This is a genomic window from Belnapia sp. AC561 (assembly GCF_979252845.1).
In genome coordinates, this window is the sequence record NZ_CEEDBP010000005.1 from 81,556 (window position 1) to 101,481 (window position 19,926).

Annotated in this window: 17 protein-coding genes; 11 read left to right on the forward strand and 6 right to left on the reverse strand. The window is 72.6% G+C overall.

Annotated features, from left to right (window positions below):
- Positions 1 to 4 precede the first annotated feature (4 nt).
- The gene (locus AC0IW9_RS05855; RefSeq protein WP_471647273.1) at positions 5 to 1,258 is read right to left on the reverse strand and encodes a flavin-dependent oxidoreductase; all 1,254 of its coding nucleotides are present in this window, start codon (positions 1,256 to 1,258) and stop codon (positions 5 to 7) included.
- A 69-nt stretch (positions 1,259 to 1,327) separates the two neighbouring features.
- Complete coding sequence (locus AC0IW9_RS05860; protein WP_471647274.1) at positions 1,328 to 2,299, reverse strand: Bug family tripartite tricarboxylate transporter substrate binding protein; 972 nt, start codon at positions 2,297 to 2,299, stop codon at positions 1,328 to 1,330.
- 161 nt (positions 2,300 to 2,460) lie between these two features.
- Here AC0IW9_RS05860 and AC0IW9_RS05865 point away from each other — a divergent pair, with 161 nt between their 5' ends.
- The 10 genes from AC0IW9_RS05865 (at position 2,461) to cysG (ending at position 15,611) form a co-directional block, all read left to right on the forward strand.
- Positions 2,461 to 3,006, forward strand: coding sequence for an ANTAR domain-containing response regulator (locus AC0IW9_RS05865; protein WP_471647418.1), 546 nt, complete (start codon positions 2,461 to 2,463; stop codon positions 3,004 to 3,006).
- 223 nt (positions 3,007 to 3,229) lie between these two features.
- Entirely contained in the window at positions 3,230 to 4,354 is a 1,125-nt protein-coding gene (locus AC0IW9_RS05870) for a CmpA/NrtA family ABC transporter substrate-binding protein (RefSeq protein WP_471647275.1), read from the forward strand.
- Positions 4,351 to 5,616 (forward strand): CmpA/NrtA family ABC transporter substrate-binding protein, encoded by a 1,266-nt coding sequence (locus tag AC0IW9_RS05875; RefSeq protein ID WP_471647276.1) that lies wholly within the window; start codon positions 4,351 to 4,353, stop codon positions 5,614 to 5,616. Before AC0IW9_RS05870 ends, AC0IW9_RS05875 begins: the two co-directional genes overlap by 4 nt.
- 2 nt (positions 5,617 to 5,618) lie before the next feature.
- Positions 5,619 to 6,482 (forward strand): nitrate ABC transporter permease, encoded by an 864-nt coding sequence (ntrB, locus tag AC0IW9_RS05880; RefSeq protein ID WP_471647277.1) that lies wholly within the window; start codon positions 5,619 to 5,621, stop codon positions 6,480 to 6,482.
- 14 nt (positions 6,483 to 6,496) lie between these two features.
- On the forward strand, positions 6,497 to 7,291 hold the full coding sequence (locus AC0IW9_RS05885) for an ABC transporter ATP-binding protein (RefSeq protein ID WP_471647278.1): 795 nt from the start codon (positions 6,497 to 6,499) through the stop codon (positions 7,289 to 7,291).
- Positions 7,292 to 7,299: 8 nt separating this feature from the next.
- On the forward strand, positions 7,300 to 8,499 hold the full coding sequence (locus tag AC0IW9_RS05890; protein ID WP_471647279.1) for an NAD(P)/FAD-dependent oxidoreductase: 1,200 nt from the start codon (positions 7,300 to 7,302) through the stop codon (positions 8,497 to 8,499).
- Complete coding sequence (locus AC0IW9_RS05895; protein WP_471647280.1) at positions 8,499 to 10,220, forward strand: NirA family protein; 1,722 nt, start codon at positions 8,499 to 8,501, stop codon at positions 10,218 to 10,220. The genes AC0IW9_RS05890 and AC0IW9_RS05895 overlap by 1 nt, the downstream gene beginning before the upstream one ends.
- Complete coding sequence (locus AC0IW9_RS05900; protein WP_471647281.1) at positions 10,217 to 11,737, forward strand: sulfite reductase subunit alpha; 1,521 nt, start codon at positions 10,217 to 10,219, stop codon at positions 11,735 to 11,737. The genes AC0IW9_RS05895 and AC0IW9_RS05900 overlap by 4 nt, the downstream gene beginning before the upstream one ends.
- The gene (locus AC0IW9_RS05905) at positions 11,737 to 14,301 is read left to right on the forward strand and encodes a nitrate reductase (protein ID WP_471647282.1); all 2,565 of its coding nucleotides are present in this window, start codon (positions 11,737 to 11,739) and stop codon (positions 14,299 to 14,301) included. Before AC0IW9_RS05900 ends, AC0IW9_RS05905 begins: the two co-directional genes overlap by 1 nt.
- Positions 14,301 to 15,611, forward strand: coding sequence for a siroheme synthase CysG (gene cysG, locus AC0IW9_RS05910; protein ID WP_471647283.1), 1,311 nt, complete (start codon positions 14,301 to 14,303; stop codon positions 15,609 to 15,611). Before AC0IW9_RS05905 ends, cysG begins: the two co-directional genes overlap by 1 nt.
- Here the strand turns inward: cysG and cnbZ are convergent.
- Entirely contained in the window at positions 15,608 to 16,363 is a 756-nt protein-coding gene (gene cnbZ, locus AC0IW9_RS05915) for a 2-amino-5-chloromuconate deaminase CnbZ (protein WP_471647284.1), read from the reverse strand. The two genes, cysG and cnbZ, sit on opposite strands and share 4 nt — an antisense overlap.
- 60 nt (positions 16,364 to 16,423) lie before the next feature.
- On the opposite strand from cnbZ, the gene atzD reads away from it, so the two are divergent.
- The gene (gene atzD / locus AC0IW9_RS05920) at positions 16,424 to 17,539 is read left to right on the forward strand and encodes a cyanuric acid amidohydrolase (protein WP_471647285.1); all 1,116 of its coding nucleotides are present in this window, start codon (positions 16,424 to 16,426) and stop codon (positions 17,537 to 17,539) included.
- Between the two features lie 9 nt (positions 17,540 to 17,548).
- On the opposite strand, the gene AC0IW9_RS05925 is transcribed toward atzD, so the two are convergent.
- From AC0IW9_RS05925 to ypfJ, 3 genes are all read right to left on the reverse strand, one after another.
- Positions 17,549 to 18,439 carry a general stress protein gene (locus AC0IW9_RS05925; protein WP_471647286.1) on the reverse strand — a complete coding sequence of 297 codons (891 nt, stop codon included), beginning with the start codon at positions 18,437 to 18,439 and terminating at the stop codon, positions 17,549 to 17,551.
- 30 nt (positions 18,440 to 18,469) lie between these two features.
- Positions 18,470 to 18,865, reverse strand: coding sequence for a hypothetical protein (locus AC0IW9_RS05930; protein WP_471647287.1), 396 nt, complete (start codon positions 18,863 to 18,865; stop codon positions 18,470 to 18,472).
- 126 nt (positions 18,866 to 18,991) lie between these two features.
- The gene (gene ypfJ, locus AC0IW9_RS05935) at positions 18,992 to 19,879 is read right to left on the reverse strand and encodes a KPN_02809 family neutral zinc metallopeptidase (protein WP_471647288.1); all 888 of its coding nucleotides are present in this window, start codon (positions 19,877 to 19,879) and stop codon (positions 18,992 to 18,994) included.
- Between the last annotated feature and the right edge of the window lie 47 nt (positions 19,880 to 19,926).

The following is a 19,926-nucleotide window of genomic DNA, read 5'->3' on the forward strand; positions in this document are numbered from 1 at the left end:
GTCCTCAGTTCGGGCGGGCGGCCAGCGTCGCCAGGTCGTAGCCGGCGACGCGCTTGTACCCGCTGGTGATGGCCAGCATTTCCTCGGTCGACATGACGTCCTCGATGCGGTCGAAGGGCCGGTCGCCGGTGCGTTCATAGACTTCGCGCAGGATGACGTCCGGCGGGGTCCGGCGGTTGGCCAGGACCACGGCGGTGGTCGCCGGCAGGCGCTCGGCCTCGTAGGCCTTCAGCGCGGCTTCCGGGTCGTCGCCGTGCTTCGCCAGCAGGTCCGCCAGGCAGCGCGCGTCGAGGATGGATTGCCCGGCGCCGTTCGAGCCACGCGGCACCATGGGATGCGCCGCATCGCCCAGCAGGGTGAGGCGGCCGAAGGTCCAGCGCGGCAGCGGATCCTGGTCCACCATGGGGAATTCCAGCACGACCTCGGAGGCACGGACCATGGCCGGGACATCCAGCCAGTCGAACACCCAGTCCCGGACATGGGGGATGAAATCCTCCACGTCGCCGGGGCGGTTCCAGTCGCGGCGGGAACGATGGGTGGCGGTCTCCACCTCGAAGACCCAGTTCAGCAGGCAGCGGCCTTCCTCATCGACGTCCGGGCGGATCGGGTAGATCACCATCTTGCCGTTCTTCAGCCAGCCGGCGCGGGTCATGCTGGCGCCGGTCAGGATGGGCGGCCAGCGGGTCACGCCGCGCCACATGTTGTAGCCGGTGTATTTCGGGTCGCCCTCATGCGGGTAGAGCTGCCTGCGGAGGGCGGAATTGATGCCGTCGCTGCCGATGGCGGCCGCGCCGCGTAGCGGCTCCGGCGTGGCGCCCTTGCTGTCCGGGGTGAAGTGGATGGTCACGCCATCCTCGTCCTGCTCCACCCGCGCGACCCGGTGGTCGAGCAGGATGGCCGCCTCGCCCAGCCGGTCGCGGGCGGCGTTCAGCAGCACCCGGTGCAGGTCGGCGCGGTGGATGGACATCTGCGGATGGGCATAGCCGGCGGCGCGGCCGAGCGGCTCGCGGTGGACGAGCTGGCCGAAGCGGTTGAAGAAATTCGCCTCGTCGGTCTGGATGCAATAGCGCAACAGGTCGGCATCGAGGCTGAGCCGGGCCATCTCGGCGGCGGCATGGGGCAGGATATTCACCCCGACGCCGAGCGGCCTGATCTCCGCCGCCGCCTCGACCACCCGGCAGGGGATGCCGTTGCGGTGCAGGCACAGCGCCAGGGTCAGCCCGCCGATCCCGCCGCCGATGACCAGAATGCCGCTCATGTCACCTCCGCCTGCCTCGCCCCATACTGGGCGGCGGCAGGCCCAGGTCAAGCTTGGGGTGCGGCCGGGTCAGTCGGCGCGGATGCGGGCGGCGGCGACCACCTCGCGCATGGCATCGACCTCGGCGCGCAGATAGGCGGCGAAGCCCTCGGGCGGCAGCGGGGCCGGGATGGCGCCCTCGCCCGCCAGGTAGCGGGCGAAGCCGGCATTGCCCAGGGCGGCATTGGTCGCGGCATTCAGCGTCGCGCGCAGGGCGGGCGGCAGGCCGCGCGGGGCAAAGAGGCCCCACCAGATGCCGCTTTCGTAGTCGATTCCGGCGGCGCGGACGGTCGGCGCCGCGGGCGTCCCGGGCGGCCGCTCCTCCCCGGTATAGGCGATGACGCGCAGCAGCCCGCCCTTGATCTGGCCGGCGGCGCTGGCGATGGTCGTGAACATCACGTCGACCCGGCCGGCGACCAGGTCGGTCAGCGCCCCGGCGGTGCCGCGATAGGGGACGTGCTGCAGGCGGGTCCCGGCGCGGAGGTTGAACAGCTCCGCGACGATATGGGTCGTGCTGCCGGGGCCGGAGCTGGCGTAGTGCAGCAGGCCCGGCTGGGCGCGATCGGCGCGGACCAGGGCCTCGATGCTGTCGATCGGGGAATGGGGCGGGGTCAGCACCACCAGCGGCGATTTCGCCAGCAGGGCCACCGCATCCAGCTCCGCGGCCGGGTTGAAGCCGGTGCCCTGGACCGGGCCGATGGCGGCGATGGAGGAGGTGGTGACCAGCAGGGTATAGCCATCCGGCGGGCTCTGGGCGAGCAGGCCGACCCCCACCGCACTGCCGGCGCCGGGCCGGTTCTCGACGATGAAGGGCTGGCCGAAGCGGGCGTGCAGTTGCTCACACAGCGGGCGGGCCATGGCATCGTTGCTGCCGCCCGGGGTGAAGGGGACGATGATGCGCACCGGGCGCTGGGGCCAGGTGTCGCCATGAGGTTGGGCCTGGGCCACCGCCGGCGCCGCCAGGGCCGCCAGCAGCGGGCGCCGCCCGATCCGCTTCTGCATGACATCTCCTCCCCGCCGAGCCTGCCGCAGGCGCCGGCCGCGGGCAACCGTCTCGCGGCACGATCCGTGCTTCGGGACCGCCTGTCGTATGCAACGGATCGGCATCGGGGCCCCTGCCCCGCGATCCCAGGGGCAGGAGCATTCCGCTGCGCGTCTTGCTGGTGGACAGTGACCCGGACCGCGCCGCCGCCGTGCAGGCGGGGCTGACCGCGACCGGTTGCACCGTGGTGGCGATCGCGGCCGGGACGGAGGAGCTGACCCGGCATGTCCGCGATACCCGGGCGGAGGTGATCGTCTGCGGCCTCGACGATCCCTCCCGCGATGAGCTGGAGGGCATGCGGGCCCTGCACCGGGACGAGCCCCGCCCGGTGGTGCTGTTTGCCGAGAAGGCCGAGCCGGAGCAGATCGAGGCGGCGCTGGCCGCCGGCGTCGCCGCCTATGTGGTGGAGGGCATGGCCCCCGCGCGGGTGCGGCCGGTGATCGAGATCGCCATCCGGCGCTTCCGCGCCCACCAGGCGCTGCGGGAGGAGTTGGCCGAGGCGCGGCAGGGGTTGGCGGAGCGGAAGCTGGTGGACCAGGCCAAGGCGCTGCTGATGGCGCGGCACCGGCTGACCGAGCCGGAGGCCTATCGGCGGCTGCGGCGGATGGCGATGGACCGGGGGCAAAGGATCGCCGCGGTCGCCGCGGCGATAGTGGATATCAATTAGGCTATAGGCTTTTGAAATAGACATTCTTGTGCCCATTCAAACCATTTGCACAATTTCCTCGCAATTCTACTTGACGCTCCTCGGTCGTCCATGGTGCATAGCCGCATCGGGTTGATGCGCAACGAGGTGCATCGCTCCGGACCTCCGGAGTTCCCGCCTGCCCTGCATCCCGCGGCCCAATGGCGGTCCGCACCTGGCCTCTTCAGGCCGGAGGACCGCCGCCTTGCCTCTGGACACGGAAGCCCCCGCCCGCGCCGGCCTGCGACGCCCGGTCCTGCGCACTCTGCGCCTGGGCTTCGTGCCCCTGACGGATGCGGCGCCGCTGCTCGTCGCGCAGGAACTCGGCCTGTTCGATGCGGTCGGCCTGCGGGTGCAGCTTTCGGCCGAGGCCTCCTGGGCCGCGATCCGCGACAAGCTGGCCTTCGGCGCGCTGGATGCGGCGCATCTGCTGGGGCCGATGCCGATCGCGCTCGCTGCCGGGCTGGGCGGGGTGAAGGCGCAGGTCACGGTCGCCGCCGGGCTCGGCGCCAATGGCAATACCATCACCCTCTCGAATGCGCTGATGCAGGAGGTCGGCCGCTTCAAGCCGCCGCTGGCCGCCGCCGCCTTCGCAGCCGTGGTCCGCCGCCGCGCCCAGCAGGGCCGCCGGCCGCTGACCCTGGCGGTGGTCTTCCCCTTCTCCTCGCACAACTACCTTCTGCGGCACTGGCTTGCCGCGGGCGGGCTGGACCCGGACCGTGACCTGCGGCTGACCGTGGTGCCGCCGCCGATGGTGGCGCAGCGGCTGCTGGACGGGGCGATCGACGGCTTCTGCGCCGGGGAGCCCTGGGGCAGCCATGCCGCCGCCCTGGGGGCCGGGCGGATCGCCCTGTCCTCCGGCGACATCTGGCCGAACCATCCGGAGAAGGTGCTGTGCTTCACGGCCGAGCAGGCACAGGGCGATCCCGAGAGCGCCACCGCCTGCACCGCCGCCGTCATCGCCGCCGCCCGCTGGCTGGATGAGACGGGCAACCAGGCCGAGGCGGTGAACATCCTCCGCCGCCGCGCCTTCCCCCGGCTGGACCGCACCGAGATCGCCGCCGCCTTCGCCGGCATGGCGGAGGGGTTGCCGCTGGCGGCGCCGCTGCGCTTCCACAACGCCACCCTGCCGCGGCGCGAGCAGGCTGCCTGGTGGCTGCGGCAGATGCGCCGCTGGGGCCACATGCCGGCCGAGATCAGCGACAGCACCGCCCTCGCCGCTTGGCGGCAGGACATCTGGCGCGCCGCCGCGACCCGGCTGCGCGAGGCCGAACCGCCCGCCCCCTCCCCGCCGCCATCCTCGCCCGATTCCCAGGAGCCCAGCCGATGAGCCTGACCCGCCGCCATGCCATCGCCGCCACCGCGGCGATCCTCGCCGCCGCCCGCGCCGCCACGCCGCGCGGCGCCTTCGCGCAGGGCACGACCACGCCGGAGGTGCGGAAGGCGACGCTCGGCTATATCGCGCTGACCGATGCCAGCCCGCTGATCATCGCCAAGGAGAAGGGCTTCTTCGCCAGGCACGGCATGCCCGATGTGGAGGTCTCGAAGCAGGCGAGCTGGGGCGCTACGCGGGACAACCTGGTGCTGGGCGGCGAGCGGGGCGGGATCGACGGCGCGCATATCCTGACGCCGATGCCCTATCTGATGACGGCGGGGCGCATCACCCAAAACAACCAGCCGGTGCCGATGGCGATCCTGGCGCGGCTGAACACCAATGGCCAGGCGATCTCGGTCGCCGAGAAGCACAAGGCGCTCGGCGCCCGGCTGGATGCTTCGCCGCTGAAGAAGGCGCTGAACCAGGACAGCAAGGTCGCCATGACCTTCCGCGGCGGCACCCATGACCTGTGGCTGCGCTACTGGCTGGCGGCCGGCGGGATCGACCCGGACAAGGACGTGCAGACCATCGTCGTACCGCCGCCGCAGATGGTGGCGAACATGAAGGTCGGCACCATGGATGCCTTCTGCGTCGGCGAGCCCTGGAACGACCAGCTGGTCAACCAGAAGCTCGGCTATTCCGCGCTGACCACGGGCGAGTTGTGGCGCGACCATCCGGAGAAATCGCTCGGCATGCGGGCCGAATGGGTGGAGAGGCACCCGAATGCGGCGGTGGCCCTGACCGCCGCGGTGATCGAGGCAGCACGCTGGTGCGACGAGCCGGCGAACAAGGCGGAGATGTGCGCCATCATCGGCCGCCGCGCCTGGTTCAACGTGCCGGTCGCGGATATCCTCAACCGCAGCCTGGGCAACATCGACTACGGCGACGGCCGCAAGGTCGAAGGCAGCCCGCTGCTGATGAAGTTCTGGCGCGACCATGCCAGCTACCCCTTCCAGAGCCATGACCTCTGGTTCCTGACCGAGGATATCCGCTGGGGCGTGCTGCCGGAGGCGACCGATACCAAGGCGCTGGTGGCGCAGGTGAACCGCCAGGCGATCTGGCGCGCCGCGGCCGAGCGGGCGGGCGTGCCGGCTAGCGAGACCCCCACCGGGACCAGCCGCGGCCGGGAGACCTTCTTCGACGGCAAGGTCTTCGATCCCGAGAGCCCGGCGGCCTATCTCGCCTCGCTGTCCATCAAGAAGCTCGCGGGGGCCTAAGCATGAACATCCAGGCCAGCAAGCCGGCGGCCATCGCGCCGGTCGTCTCCACCCCGGTCTTCGCGGCGATGCCGAAGGTCTCCCGCATCCGGCCCATCATCGCCCAGGTGCTGCCGCCGCTGCTGGTGCTGGCGGTGCTGATCGCCGCCTGGCAGTTCCTCGCCAGCGGGCCGAATGCCACGCTGCCGCCGCCGACCAAGGTCTGGGCCGATGCGCGGGACCTGATCGTGGACCCCTTCTACGACCGCGGCGGGCTGGACAAGGGGCTGTTCTGGCACCTGCTGGCCAGCCTGCAGCGGGTGGCGCTGGGCTTCGCGCTGGCCGCCGTCGCCGGCATCCTGCTCGGGCTGCTGGTCGGGACCTCCGACTTCGCCATGCGCGGGCTTGACCCGATCTTCCAGGTGCTGCGGACGGTGCCGCCGCTGGCCTGGCTGCCGCTGGCGCTCGCCGCCTTCCGGGAGGCGCAGCCGAGCGCGATCTTCGTGATCTTCATCACCTCGATCTGGCCGATCATCATCAACACTGCCGTCGGCGTCAGGAACGTGCCGCAGGACTATCGCAACGTCGCCGCCGTCATCCGCCTCCGCGGCCCCGCCTTCTTCTGGAAGATCGTGCTGCCGGCGGCGGCGCCCTACATCTTCACCGGGCTCAAGATCGGCATTGGGCTTTCGTGGCTGGCGATCATCGCCGCCGAGATGCTGATCGGCGGCGTCGGCATCGGCTTCTTCATCTGGGATGCCTGGAACAGCTCCAACCTCTCCGACATCATCGTGGCGCTCACCTATGTCGGTCTGGTCGGCTTCGCGCTGGACCGGATCGTGGCGCTCGCCGGCCGCTTCGCCACCCGCGGCACCTCGGCTTCGTAAGGGAGAGCATGACGATGGAACGCTTCCTCGAGATCTCCCAGCTCTCCGTCGCCTTCCCCAAGGCGCCGGTCCCGGTGCTGCGGGAGATCGACCTGCAGATCGCCCGCGGCGAGTACGTCGCCGTCATCGGCCATAGCGGCTGCGGCAAGTCCACCCTGCTGAACGTCATCGCTGGGCTGCTGCCGGCGACCGCCGGCGGCGTGGTGCTGGAAGGCCGCGAGATCGACGGGCCGGGGCCGGACCGCGCCGTGGTCTTCCAGAACCACAGCTTGCTGCCCTGGCTCACCTGCTACGAGAACGTCAAGCTGGCGGTGGACCAGACGCTGTCCAAGGCGATGTCGCGCGCCGAGCGGCACGACTGGGTGCTGGAGAACCTGGCGCTGGTGCGAATGACGACGGCGAAGGACAAGCGGCCGAACGAGATCTCCGGGGGGATGAAGCAGCGCATCGGCATCGCCCGGGCGCTCTCGATGAAGCCGAAGGTGCTGCTGCTGGACGAGCCCTTCGGCGCGTTGGATGCGTTGACGCGGGCGCATCTGCAGGACCAGGTGATGGCGATCCATGCCAGCCTCGGCACCACCGTGGTGATGATCACCCATGACGTGGACGAGGCGGTGCTGCTCTCCGACCGAATCGTCATGCTGACCAATGGGCCGAATGCGCGGGTGGGTGAGATCCTGGAGGTCGACCTGCCGCGGCCGCGCGACCGGCTGGCGCTGGCGGCCGACCCGCGCTTCGTCGCGGCGCGGACGGCGGTGCTGGAATTCCTCCATGCCCGGCATACCAACCCGGCGCTGGCGGCGGCCTGAGCGACGCCATGCGCATCCTCGTCATCGGCGCCGGCCCGGCCGGCACCCGCGGCGCGGTCCGGCTGGCGGAACGGCTGCCGGGATCGGCCATAACCCTGGCCGGGGCGGAGGCGGCGCTGCCCTATGACCGGGTGGCGCTCTCGAAGCTGCTGGCCGGCGATGCGACCGTCGAGGGGCTGATCACCCATCCGCTGGCGATGCTGCGCGGGCTGGGGATCGCCTACCGCCCGGCGACGCCGATCGCCGCCATCGACCGTGCCGCGGGCGCGGCGGTGACGGCGCGGGGCGAGCGGCTGGGCTATGACCGGCTGGTGCTGGCGACCGGGTCCTCGGCGATCCGACTGCCGCTGCCGGGGGCGACGCTGCCGGGCGTGGTGCTCTACCGGGACATGGACGACGTGCGGGCGATGCTGCGGGCCGCGGCCGGGGGCGGCGCGGCCGTGGTGATCGGCGGCGGGTTGCTGGGGCTGGAAGCCGCCGTCGGGCTGGCGGCGCGGGGCATGAAGGTGACGGTGGTGCATGCCGTCGGCTGGCCGATGGAGCGGCAGCTCGATCCGGCGGCGGGCGCGCTGCTGACCCAGCGGCTCGGCCTGCGCGGCATCCGCTTCGCCATGCCGGCCAGCACCATGGGCGTCGCGGGCGAGGCCCGGGCGACAGGGGTGACGCTTTCGGATGGGCGCCTGGTGCCGGCCAACCTCGTGGTCATGGCAGTCGGCATCCGGCCGAGCGTGGCCTTGGCGCGGGAGGCCGGGTTGCCGGTCGGCCGCGCCGTCACGGTGGATGACGCGATGCGCACCGAGGATCCGGCCATCTACGCCATCGGCGAATGCGCCGAGCATCAGGGCCGCACCATCGGCTTGGTCGCCCCGGCGCTGGAGCAGGCGGAGATCGCCGCCCGGGCCATCGCCGGGGAGGTCTGCGCCTGGGCGCCGCGCGCCGATGCGGCGGCGCTGAAGGTCTCCGGCACTGCGGTCTGGTCGGCCGGCGAGATCGCCACTGCGGGCGATGATTGCATCGTGCTGCACGACGATGCGGAGGAGCGCTACCGGCGGCTCTCGCTGCGCGACGGCCGGCTCGTCGGTGCCGTGTTGTATGGCGATACGGCGGATGCCGGATTCTACCTCGATCTCATCACCTCGCGCCGCAGCGTGGCGGGGTTCCGGTCGGTGCTGCCCTTCGGCCCGGCCTTCGTGCGGGAGGCGGCGTGATGCCGGATGATGGTTTCAACCCGGAGCAGCAGGAATACCTGAAGGGCTTCATGGCCGGGGTCGAGGCGCGGCGCGGGGCGCTGACGCCGGCCGCCGGCAGCGGAGGTGCGCCGGCCGATGCGCTGCGCGCGGCGCAGGACCGCACGCTCGCCGCCGGCGGCAAGCTGGTGCCGCAGGAGCAGGCCAAGCGCGACAAGCACCCGCTCGACCGCTGGGACGAGCTGACGGCGCGTGCAGCGGAGGGGAAGTTCCCCAAGCCGATCGATGATTTCGTCGGCCGCTTCCACGGGCTGTTCTTCGTCGGCCCGGTGCAGAACAGCTTCATGTGCCGGCTGCGGATTCCGGGCGGCATCCTGAATGCCTGGCAGTTGCGCGGCGTCGCCGATATCGCCGCGGACTGTGCCGGCGGCTATGCCGATGTGACCACGCGCGCCAATCTGCAGTACCGCGAGATCCCGGCCGACAAGGGGCCTGAGGTGGTGATGCGGCTCGGCGAGATCGGGCTGCTGCCGCGCGGCACCGGGGCCGACAACATCCGCAACATCACGGCCAGCCCGACCGCTGGCATCGATGCGGCGGAGCTGGTGGATACCCGGCCGCTGGTCCGCGCGCTGCACCACCATATCCTCAACACGCGGGACCTCTTCGGCCTGCCGCGCAAGTTCAATATTTCCGTGAATGGCGGCGGCGCGGTCGAGGTGCTGGAGGAGACCAACGACATCGCCCTGGCCGCGGTCGAGACGGCGGAGGGCATCCGCTTCCGGCTGAACCTCGGCGGCATCACCGGCCATCGGGATTTCGCGCGGGAGACCGGCGTGGTGGTGGCGGAGGCGGAGGTGGTCGCGGTCTGCGACGCCATCCTCCGCGTCTTCATCGCCGAGGGCGACCGCACCGACCGGGCCAAGGCGCGGCTGAAATACGTGCTGGACCGGATGGGGGTGGAGGGCTTCCTGGAGGCCGTCGAGGCGCGGCTCGGCCGCAGGCTGGCGCGGCTGCCGGTGCTGGGTGCGGCACGGGCGCCGGCCAAGCATGGCCATGTCGGCGTGCATGCGCAGAAGCAGCCGGGGCTCCGCTACATCGGCGTGACCACGCCCATGGGCCGGCTGACGGTGGCGCAGCTGCGCGGCCTTGCCGATGTGGCGCAGGATTTCGGCAGCGGCACCATCCGGCTGACCGTGTGGCAGAACCTGCTTTTGTCGGACATCCCCGAGGCGCAGGTGCCGGCGGCGCAGGCGGCCATCGCGGCGCTCGGCCTGGGCTGGGCGGCGAGCGCGATCCGCGGCGGGCTGGTCGCCTGCACCGGCGCGGCGGGCTGCAAATTCGCCGCCAGCCACACCAAGCAGCATGGCGCGGCGCTGGCCGATTTCCTCGAGGCGCATATCGCGTTGGATGCGCCGGTCAACATCCACCTGACCGGTTGCCACCACTCCTGCGCGCAGCACTACATCGCCGATATCGGGTTGCTCGGCGCCAAGGTGGAACGCGGCGAGGACATGGTCGAGGGCTACGACCTGCATGTCGGCGGTGGCGCCGGTCCCGAGCAGAAGATCGGCCGGCTGGTCCGCAAGGGCGTGGCGCAGGATGAGCTGGGGCCGGTGGTGCTGGGCCTGCTGCAGGCCTGGATGACCGGGCGCAGCGGACCGGACGATACCTTCCACCTCTGGTCGGCACGCCAGTCCGACGCGGCGCTGGCCGGCCTCAGGGTCCTGGAGGACGCATGAACGCCATCTCGCCGATCCCCGGCCCCGCCCCGGTGCCGCTGATCCCCGACAGCGCACCCTTCAGCCCGGCGCAGCGGGCCTGGCTGAACGGCTTCCTCGCCGGGCTCTATGGCGGTGCCGGTGCGCCGGGCGATGCCGCGCCCGCCGCCGCGCCGGTGGCGGAAGATTTCCCCTGGCACGACCCGGCGCTGGAGCTGGAGGAGCGCCTGAGCCTCGCGGCGGCCGCGCCACGCCCGCGCAGGCTGATGGCGGCCATGGCCCAGCTCGATTGCGGCCAATGCGGCTATGTCTGCCAGACCTATGCGGAAGCGCTGGCCTCCGGCGCCGAGACCTCGGCCGGGCTCTGCGTGCCCGGCGGCAAGCCGACCAGCAAGGCGCTGAAGGCGCTGCTGGCCGAGGCGGCGCCCGCGGCGGCGCCGGCCCCGGTGGCCAGGCCCGCCGGCCCGGTGGGCGAGACGGTCGGCTTCCTCGCGGCGAAGCGGCTGACCGGGGCGGGCTCGGCCAAGGATGTGCGGCAGGTGGTGCTGGACCTTGCCGGCAGCGGCATGACCTATCAGCCCGGCGATTCGCTCGGCGTCATCGTCGAGAACGACCCGGCGCTGGTCGATGCGGTCCTGGCCGCGCTCGGCGCCGATGCGGCGCTGCGACCGGTGCTGGCGGCGGAGAAGGACATCGCCCGGCCGCTCGACCGCACCACGGATCTTCTGGCCGGTGCGGCGAAGACCCCGCGCGAGGCGGCGATGCTGCGCAAGCTCTCGGACGGCGACGACGATGCCGAGCCGAAGGAGGCCGACCTGCTGGACCTGCTGACGGCCTTTCCCTCGGCCCGGCCGCCCGTCGCCGACCTGATCGCCTCGCTGCCGGCGCTGAAGCCGCGGCTCTATTCCATCGCCTCCTCGCCGCTCGCGGTGCCGGGGCAGGTGGAGCTCTGCGTCGGCGTGGTGCGGGCCGAGCGGCGTGGGCGGGTGCGGGATGGAGTCGCCTCCTGCCACCTCGGCTTCCGCGCCGCGCCGGGGCTGCCGCTGCGCGCCTATGTGCAGACCAGCCACTTCCGCCTGCCCGCCGATCCTGAGACGCCGGTCATCATGGTGGGTCCCGGGACCGGCATCGCGCCCTTCCGCGCCTTCCTGCAGCACCGGGTGGCGACCGGTGCCCGCGGCCGGTCCTGGCTGTTCTTCGGCGACCAGCGCGGGGCGACCGATTTCCTGTTCGGCGACGAGTTGACGGCCTGGCAGAAAGAGGGCGCGTTGACGAAGCTCTCGCTCGCCTGGTCGCGCGACGGGGCGAAGAAGATCTATGTCCAGGACCGCATGCAGGAGGAAGCCGGCGACCTCTGGCGCTGGCTGCAGGATGGCGCGCATGTCTATGTCTGCGGCGATGCCTCCCGTATGGCGAAGGACGTGGATGCGGCGCTGCGCGGCATCGCCATGCAGCAGGGCGGCATGAATGCCGACCAGGCGCGCGACTGGATCGTGGCGCTGGCCCGGCAGCATCGCTACCAGCGGGACGTCTACTGATGGCCGAGACCCGCAGCACCTGCCCCTATTGCGGCGTCGGCTGCGGCGTATTGGTTTCGCCGGGCGGTGCGGTGCGCGGCGACCCGGAGCATCCGGCCAATCGCGGCCGGCTCTGCAGCAAGGGCACGGCACTGGGCGAGACCTTGAACCAGCCGGGGCGGCTGCTGCACCCGGAGGTGGATGGCAGGCGGGCGAGCTGGGATGCGGCGCTGGATGCGGTGGCGGAGGGCTTCCGCCTTGCGCTGGCCGAGCATGGCCCGGCCGGCGTCGCACTCTACGTCTCCGGCCAGTTGCTGACCGAGGACTACTTCGCCGCCAACAAGCTGGCCAAGGGCTTCCTCGGCACCGGCAACATCGACAGCAATTCGCGGCTCTGCATGGCCAGTGCCGTGGCCGGGCACAAGCGCGCCTTCGGCGAGGACATCGTCCCCGGCATCTACGAGGACCTGGAGCTCGCCGACCTCGTCGTGCTGGTCGGCAGCAACCTCGCCTGGTGCCATCCGGTGCTGTTCCAGCGGCTGCAGGCGGCGCGGGTCGCGCGGCCGGGAATGCGGGTGGTGGTGGTCGACCCCCGCCGCACCGCGACCTGCGAAGGCGCCGACCTGCATCTGCCCTTGGCGCCGGGCAGCGATGTCGCGCTCTTCGGCGGGTTGCTGGCCTGGCTGCACGCCGATGGCCATCGCAGCACCGCGCCGGGGCTGGAGGCGGCGCTGGCGGCAACGGGGGGCGAGACGGGCCTCGACCCGGCACTGCTGGCGCGTTTCTACGGCTGGTTCGCCACCACGCCGCGCACGGTCACCCTGTTCAGCCAGGGCACCAACCAGTCCAGCAGCGGCACCGACAAGGCCAATGCGATCATCAACTGCCACCTGCTGACCGGCAGCATCGGCCAGCCCGGTGCCGGCCCCTTCAGCGTCACCGGCCAGCCCAATGCCATGGGCGGGCGGGAGGTCGGCGCCCTGGCGACGACCCTGGCCGGGCACCTCGACTGGGACCGGCCGGCGGAGGTCGCGGCGCTGCGCGGCTTCTGGCAGGCGCCCAACCTCGCCACCGGCCCGGGGCTGAAGGCGGTGGAGCTGTTCCAGGCGGCCGGGGCCGGCAAGATCGGCGCGCTCTGGGTCATGGCGACCAACCCGGCGGTCTCGCTGCCGGACTCGGATGCGGTGCGGGCGGCGATGCGGCGGGTGCCCTGCCTCGTCGCCTCGGATTGCAGCCGGGACTCGGATACCGTCGACCTCGCCCGGATCCGCCTGCCGGCGCTCGGCTGGGGCGAGAAGGATGGGACGGTGACCAATTCGGAGCGGGTGATCAGCCGCCAGCGCCGCTTCCGCCCGGCGCCGGGCGAGGCGCGGCCGGACTGGTGGATCGTCGCCCAGGTCGCCGGCCGGCTCGGCTGGGGCGAGGCCTTCGCCTGGGACGGGCCGGCGGCGATCTTCCGGGAGCATGCCGCCGTCACCGGCCTGGCGCGGCCGGCGGCGCGGGCCTTCGATATTTCCGGCCTCTCGGGCCTGAGCGATGCGGCCTATGGCGCCCTGGCGCCGACCCGCTGGCCGGTGGCGCGGCCGGGCGAGACGGGAGGGCGCCTCACGCCGCCGGCCCGCTTCGTCGCCACGCCCTTCCGGGCCCCGGCCCATGCCGCCTCCCCGGCCTTTCCGCTGCGGCTGCTGACCGGGCGGCTGCGCGACCAGTGGCACACCATGACCCGCACCGGTGCGGTGCCGAGGCTGATGGCGCATAGCCCAGAACCGCTGGCCAGCCTCAACCCGGCCGATGCGGCCGGGCTGGTGGATGGCAGCCTCGTCCGGGTGGAAACCGCCTGGGGCAGCGCGGTGCTGCGGCTGCGGCACGACCCCGCCATCGCCGCGGGAAGCGTCTTCGTGCCGATGCACTGGACCGACCGCTTCGCCCCGGCGGCGCGGATCAACGCCGCGGTCAATCCGGCGGTCGATCCGATCAGCGGCCAGCCCGAGCTGAAGCATACCCCGGTGCGGCTGCTTCCGGTGCCGATGGCCTGGCACGGCTTCGTCCTGGCCCGGCGCTCCCTCGGCACCGAATTGGCGGCCTGGACCGCGTTGCTGCCCGCCGCCGCCGGCGTCTGGCGGCACGAGCTGGCCGGCGGGGAGGCCCCGGCCGAGGCCTTCGCCCGGCTGCGCACCTTGGTGGCGGAGCCGGAGGCGGCCTGGGTGCTGCTCGAGGACCCCGCCGCCGGGCTGCACCGCGCCGCGCTGCTGCGGGAGGGCCGGCTGCTGGCCTGCATCGTGCTCGGCCCGGACCCGGCGCTGCCGGCGCGGGACTGGCTGGTCGGTCTGTTTGCCGAGGCGACCATCGGCGCCGCCGCCCGCCGGGCGCTGCTGGCCGGGGCGCCGGCGGATGGCCCGGTCCCCTCCCCCACCATCTGCGTCTGCCATGGGGTCGGCAGCGCCAGTATTTGTCAGGCCATCGCCGCCGGGGCCCGGACCCTGGCCCAGGTCGGCGCGGCGACGCGGGCCGGGACCGGCTGCGGGTCCTGCAAGCCGGAGATCGCCGCACTACTTGTGGCGCAGCGAATCCCGGAACCCGCCTGATGCAGCATTTTCCCATCTTCCTCGACCTCCAGGGCCGGCCGGTGCTGGTGCTGGGCACGGGGGAGGTGGCGGAGCGCAAGGCGGCAGCGGTGCGGGAGGCCGGGGCCGCGGTGCGCTTCGCCGCGGCCTTCGCCCCGGACCTGCTGGAGGGCTGCGCCTTCGCCATCGGCGCCGATGCGCCGGAGGCCGAGTTGCAGGCCCTGGCGGCGGCCTGCCGGGCGCGCGGGGTGCCGGTGAACGTGGTGGACCGCCCGGCCCTCTGCACCGCGCTGATGCCGGCGATCATCGACCGGGCGCCGGTGACCATCGCGGTCTCGACCGACGGCGCGGCACCGGTGCTGGCGCGGATGATCCGGCAGAGGATCGAGGCGGTGCTGCCGCCGGGCCTGGGCCGGGTCGCGGCGCTGGCGGAGCGGTTCAAGTCGGCGGTGCGGCGGCGGCTGCCGGACCTCGCGGCGCGGCGGCGCTTCCTCGATGGCGTGCTCGGCGGCCCGCCGGCCGACCTCGCCCTGGCGGGGCGGGAGGCGGAGGCCGATGCCGCCTTCGCCGCGGCTTTGGAGACGGCCGAGGCGGCGCCGCAGGGCGTGGTGCACCTGGTCGGCGCCGGGCCGGGCGCGCCGGACCTGCTGACGCTCCGGGCGCTGCGGTTGCTGGGCGAGGCGGATGTCATCGTGCACGACCGGCTCGGCACCGAGGCGGTGCTGGGCATGGCCCGGCGCGACGCCGAGCGGATCTTCGTCGGCAAGGCCCGGGCCAACCACTGCGTGCCGCAGGCGGATATCAACACGCTGCTGGTCCGCCTGGCGCGGGAGGGCAAGCGGGTGGTGCGGCTGAAGGGCGGCGACCCCCTGGTCTTCGGCCGCGGCGGCGAGGAGGCGGAGGCGCTGGCCGCGGCCGGCATCGCCTGCGAGGTGGTGCCCGGCGTCACCGCGGCGCTGGCCTGCGCCGCCGGGGCGGGCATCCCGCTGACCCACCGGGATTGCGCCCGGGCCGTCACCTTCGTCACCGGCCACCGGCGCGACGGTGGGGTGGACGTGGCCGGGCTGGTGCGGCCGGGGCAGACCCTGGCGATCTACATGGGCATCGCCACGCTGGGCCCGCTGCGGAACGCGCTGGTGGCCGAGGGCCTGGACCCCGCCACGCCCGCCGCGGTGGTGGAGCGCGGCGGGACCGACCGGCAGCGGGTGCTGCGCGGCACGCTGGAGAGCATCACCGCCGAGGCGCCGGCCTGGGTGACCGGCGGCCCGGCGCTGCTGCTGGTGGGCGCGGTGGCCGGCCGTGGCGCCCGGGGCTGGGCGGCGGCGGCCTAGGCGGGCAGCACCCGCTCCAGCGGCAGGCCGCGGCAGTCCATCTCGTATTCCAGGTCCACCACCGGCGGGCGGCAATGCTGCCAGGTGACGCCGTGGCGGGCGGCGCCGCAGGCCACCAGTTCGTCGCCCAGGAAGGGGTGGATGTCGTGCACGGTATAGACCTGCACGGCCGTGGTCCTCGACCAGTCGGCACCGAGCGCCGTCATGCGCCGCTCCATCTCGCCGAGGACGTATTGCGCCTTGGTGCGGATGCCGGCGGGGGTCAGGTCGCGGAAGGCGATGGTATTCTCGGCATAGGTGCCCTTCCCCTCCACGCTCTCGCCGCTGCCGGCGACGACGAAGCTGGGGGCGGCGCCGGCATCGGGGACGGCATAGCTGAAGGCGTGGAAGCTGGGCGTGCCGGGCGGTGCGATCTCGGGGCAGACGTTGCTGCGGGCCACCGGGTTCTTGCCGTCGACCAGCACGCCCCAGTCCTCCAGCACCGCGGCATAGGCCTGGTTGAATGTGCGGAAGCCATCCTCGGTGAAGGGTGCGGGGGAGCGCAGCTCGCAGGCGCAGAAGGCGGTCAGCGGCAGGCCCAGCGTGCCGAGATGCGCGGCGATGCGGTTGAAGCCCTCGTCCAGCGCCACCGGCTCGGCGAAGCGGGCGCGTTCAAGGCGCCAGCCCGGCAGCGCGGCGACGCCGCCGGAATACTGGAAGACGGCGGGGATGAAGCGGTAGCCGGCCTCGGGCCGCTCGATGGTGGTGTACATGCCAAGCCTCCTGCGTCCCGGTATGGTGCCACCGAAACCAGCCGCCGGAGAGCCCCCTTCATGCCGAACCCTCGCCGCGCCGCGGTGCATCGCGTGCCGATGCGCCACCCGGGCGATACCAGCGCCATCGAGGCCCTGTTCGATGCCGGCACCCTGGACCCGGGTGCGGTGGTCGCCATTCTCGGCAAGACCGAGGGCAATGGCTGCGTGAACGACTTCACCCGCGCCTATGCGGTGCAGGCGCTGTCGCAGATGCTGGCGCGGCGGCTCGGCAGCCGTGCCGAGGCGGTCCAGGCACGGATCGCCCTGGTCATGTCGGGCGGGACGGAAGGCGGGCTGTCGCCGCATTTCCTGGTGCTGGCGGTGGAAGCGGGCGAGGTGCCGGCGCCGGGCGGCGCGCTGGCGATCGGCACCGCCTTCACTGGTGATTTCGCGCCGGAGGAGATCGGCCGGATGGCCCAGGTGACGGCGACGGCCGCGGCGGTGCGGGCGGCCATGGCGGAGGCCGGCATCACCGACCCGACGGAAGTCCACTACGTCCAGGTGAAATGCCCGCTGCTGACCAGCGAGCGCATGGCCGAGGCCAGAGCGCGCGGCGCCGCGGTGGCGACGGAGGATACCTATGTCTCGATGGGCCTCTCGCGGGGCGCCTCGGCGCTCGGCGTGGCGCAGGCGCTGGGTGAGTTCGGCGATGTTCAGGACACCGATATCGGCGCGGACTGGTCGAAATTCTCCGGCCGGGCGAGCGCCTCGGCCGGCGTCGAGCTGACGCGGAACGAGATCATCGTATTGGGGAACTCAAAGGCCTGGGCCGGTGACCTGCGGATCGCGCATGCGGTGATGCAGGATGCGATCGACCTGCCGGCGGTGCATCGGGCGCTGCGGCTGGCCGGATTGCCGACCGAGGATGGCCAGGTTTGCGCCCATGCCGCCGATCGGCTCATCGCCGTGCTGGCCAAGGCGGAACCGTCATCCGGCGGGCAGATCCGCGGGCGCCGGCACATCATGCTGGACGATAGCGACATCAATGCCACGCGCCATGCACGGGCGCTGGTCGGCGGTGTCATCGCCGGGGCGGTCGGCCGGACGGATCTTTTCGTCAGCGGCGGTGCCGAGCACCAGGGCCCGGATGGTGGTGGGCCGGTCGCGGTTATCGCGCGACCGGCCCGGTCCTGAACCCGACCCTTACCGCGCGGGGTTCGGGTTGCGGTTCGGGTTCACCTCGTTCTCCGGATGGGCGCCGCTGACATTGGTGCCGGCGACCTCATCGATGCCGCGCGACAGCTTGGTGCCCGGCGGATTGCCCGGCGTGCCGTCCGGACGCAGGTCGGTCCGCTCGTTCTCCGGATGCGCGCCGCTGACATTGGTGCCGGCGACCTTGTCGAAGCCACGCGAGGCCATGGTGCCCGGCGGATTGCCCGGCGTGCCATCCGGCGTGCCGATACCCGTCGCGCTGCCGAAACCGGTCCCCGCGCCGACGCCGGCCGCGGTGCCCATGCCGAGGCCCGAGGTGGTGGTAGCGTCGTGGCGCTCCCAGCCGCTCTCGCCCCAACGGCCGGTGCTGGAGTCATGCGCCTCGGCATTGTGCCGCTGCATGATCGCCTCGGCCTCCGCCACGCGGCTGTCGTCGGTGCGGACGGTGACGAGGTTGCCGCCGCGGCGGACGCCCTCGGCATAGACCTCGGCCTGCTCCTCGCCGATGCCGGCCTGGGTGAGTGCACCCAGCAGGCCACCCGCCGCGGCGCCGACGCCGGCGCCGGTCAGGGCGGCGACGAGCCAGCCCGCGGCGACGATCGGGCCGATGCCGGGAATGGCCAGGGCGCCGATGCCGGCGAGCAGGCCGGCGCCGCCGCCGACCAGCGTGCCGAGCGTGGCACCCGTGCCGCCGCCGGTCGCGGCATCCGCCTCGGTGCCGGTCGTGGTGGTGCCGGTGGCATCGGTGGTCGAAGCGGTTTCGTTGCCGCGCGCCAGCAGGCTGACGTCGTCATGCTTGAAGCCGGCGGCCTCGAGGTCGCGGACAGCGGCGGTCGCGTCCGAATAGCTCTCGAAAAGCCGTGCGATGGTACGATTGGCCATGAATGTCACTCCTGTTCGATGCGGCGCAGCTCAGCGGGTCGAAACGTTGCCCTGATAGTCGAGCGACACGGAAACCTGCTGGCCATTGCGCTGAGCGCGGCCACGCCAGATGCCCTGGTCGTCCTTCGAGAGCTGGTCGACGCCGGTGAAGCCTGCGGCTTCGATGCGATTCTTCGCCTGGGCTTCGGTGAAGCTATTGGCGCCGGCAACCGGCGCTGCGCTGGTGCGGGTGCCGTTGTCGATGGTGGCCGCCGGCGGCGTGCTCTCGGCGCGCGGCGGCATCGTGGTGGTGCCGGTGCGGCTATCGGGTGCCGTCACGGCCGGCGCGGTCGTCGTGCGGTTCGGCTGGCTAGGCGCGACCTGCGCATAGGCCGGAACGGCAAGAACGGCGCCGAGAATGGCCAGGCTTCGGATCGTGCTTTGCATTCTTGCTGCTTCCCGTGTGCTGTTCGTGGCATGCGCGCTGCATGCCGTACGTGGACCTAACGGCCTTCCTCGCCAGGCGTTCCGCTGCCGTCATTCAGCTAACGGCGATGCGACCGCCGACGAGGCTCAGGGCTCGCCCGCGAAAGTGTCACACTGGCGCGGATCGCCGGCCTCGAGCCCGCGGCGGAACCAGCGCACCCGCTGGGCGGAGCTGCCATGGGTGAAGCTTTCCGGCACCACCGTGCCGCGCGCCTGACGCTGCAGCCGGTCGTCGCCGACCGCCGCCGCGGCATTGATGCCTTCCTCGATATCGCCCTGCTCGAGCACCGGGCGCTGCTGCTGGGTGCGATTGGCCCAGACGCCGGCGAAGCAGTCCGCCTGCAGCTCGACGCGGACCTGCAGCGCATTGGATTCGCGCTCGTCCAGGCCGCGCCGCTCGGTCTCCACCCGGCGCAGGGTGCCGATCTGGTTCTGCACGTGGTGGCCGATCTCATGTGCGATCACATAGGCGCGGGCGAAATCGCCGGGCGCGTTCAGCTTGCGCTCCATGTCGCGGAAGAAGCCGAGGTCGAGGTAGACCTTCTGGTCGCCCGGGCAATAGAAGGGGCCGGTCGCGGTCTGGGCGAAGCCGCAGGCCGACTGGGTGCCGCCCGTATAGAGCACGAGGTTGGGCGGCCGGTAGGTATTGCCGGCGCGGCGGAAGGTGTCGGTCCAGACATCCTCGGTCGTCGCCAGCACCTGGGCGACGAAGCGGCGGTTGGCATCCTGAGCCGCATCGGGCGGCGCGCCCTGCTGCTGCACCACGGGGCCCTGCTGCTGCGGCTCGCCGCCGCCGCCCGAGAGGATCACCGAGGGATCCACCCCGAAGAAGAGCGCCACCAGCACCAGCACCACGGTGCCGATCCCGCCGCCGGCGATCCCGATGGGGAGGCCGCCACGGCCGCCGCCACCGCCGCCGCTGCCGCGCCGATCTTCGATATTGCCGCTTTCGCGTTCATCCCCGAGCCGCATCATCCACCCTCCGCCTGCGGCGGCACAACAGCGGGGGGAGCGGATGGTTC

Coding starts and splice junctions, on each gene's coding strand:
- cnbZ (WP_471647284.1), bottom strand. CDS start 16,363: ATGTACACCACCATCGAGCGGCCCGAGGCCGGCTACCGCTTCATCCCC.
- AC0IW9_RS05900 (WP_471647281.1), top strand. CDS start 10,217: ATGAACGCCATCTCGCCGATCCCCGGCCCCGCCCCGGTGCCGCTGATC.
- AC0IW9_RS05875 (WP_471647276.1), top strand. CDS start 4,351: ATGAGCCTGACCCGCCGCCATGCCATCGCCGCCACCGCGGCGATCCTC.
- ntrB (WP_471647277.1), top strand. CDS start 5,619: ATGAACATCCAGGCCAGCAAGCCGGCGGCCATCGCGCCGGTCGTCTCC.
- AC0IW9_RS05890 (WP_471647279.1), top strand. CDS start 7,300: ATGCGCATCCTCGTCATCGGCGCCGGCCCGGCCGGCACCCGCGGCGCG.
- AC0IW9_RS05925 (WP_471647286.1), bottom strand. CDS start 18,439: ATGGCCAATCGTACCATCGCACGGCTTTTCGAGAGCTATTCGGACGCG.
- AC0IW9_RS05860 (WP_471647274.1), bottom strand. CDS start 2,299: ATGCAGAAGCGGATCGGGCGGCGCCCGCTGCTGGCGGCCCTGGCGGCG.
- AC0IW9_RS05855 (WP_471647273.1), bottom strand. CDS start 1,258: ATGAGCGGCATTCTGGTCATCGGCGGCGGGATCGGCGGGCTGACCCTG.
- AC0IW9_RS05905 (WP_471647282.1), top strand. CDS start 11,737: ATGGCCGAGACCCGCAGCACCTGCCCCTATTGCGGCGTCGGCTGCGGC.
- cysG (WP_471647283.1), top strand. CDS start 14,301: ATGCAGCATTTTCCCATCTTCCTCGACCTCCAGGGCCGGCCGGTGCTG.
- AC0IW9_RS05895 (WP_471647280.1), top strand. CDS start 8,499: ATGCCGGATGATGGTTTCAACCCGGAGCAGCAGGAATACCTGAAGGGC.
- atzD (WP_471647285.1), top strand. CDS start 16,424: ATGCCGAACCCTCGCCGCGCCGCGGTGCATCGCGTGCCGATGCGCCAC.
- AC0IW9_RS05885 (WP_471647278.1), top strand. CDS start 6,497: ATGGAACGCTTCCTCGAGATCTCCCAGCTCTCCGTCGCCTTCCCCAAG.
- ypfJ (WP_471647288.1), bottom strand. CDS start 19,879: ATGATGCGGCTCGGGGATGAACGCGAAAGCGGCAATATCGAAGATCGG.
- AC0IW9_RS05930 (WP_471647287.1), bottom strand. CDS start 18,865: ATGCAAAGCACGATCCGAAGCCTGGCCATTCTCGGCGCCGTTCTTGCC.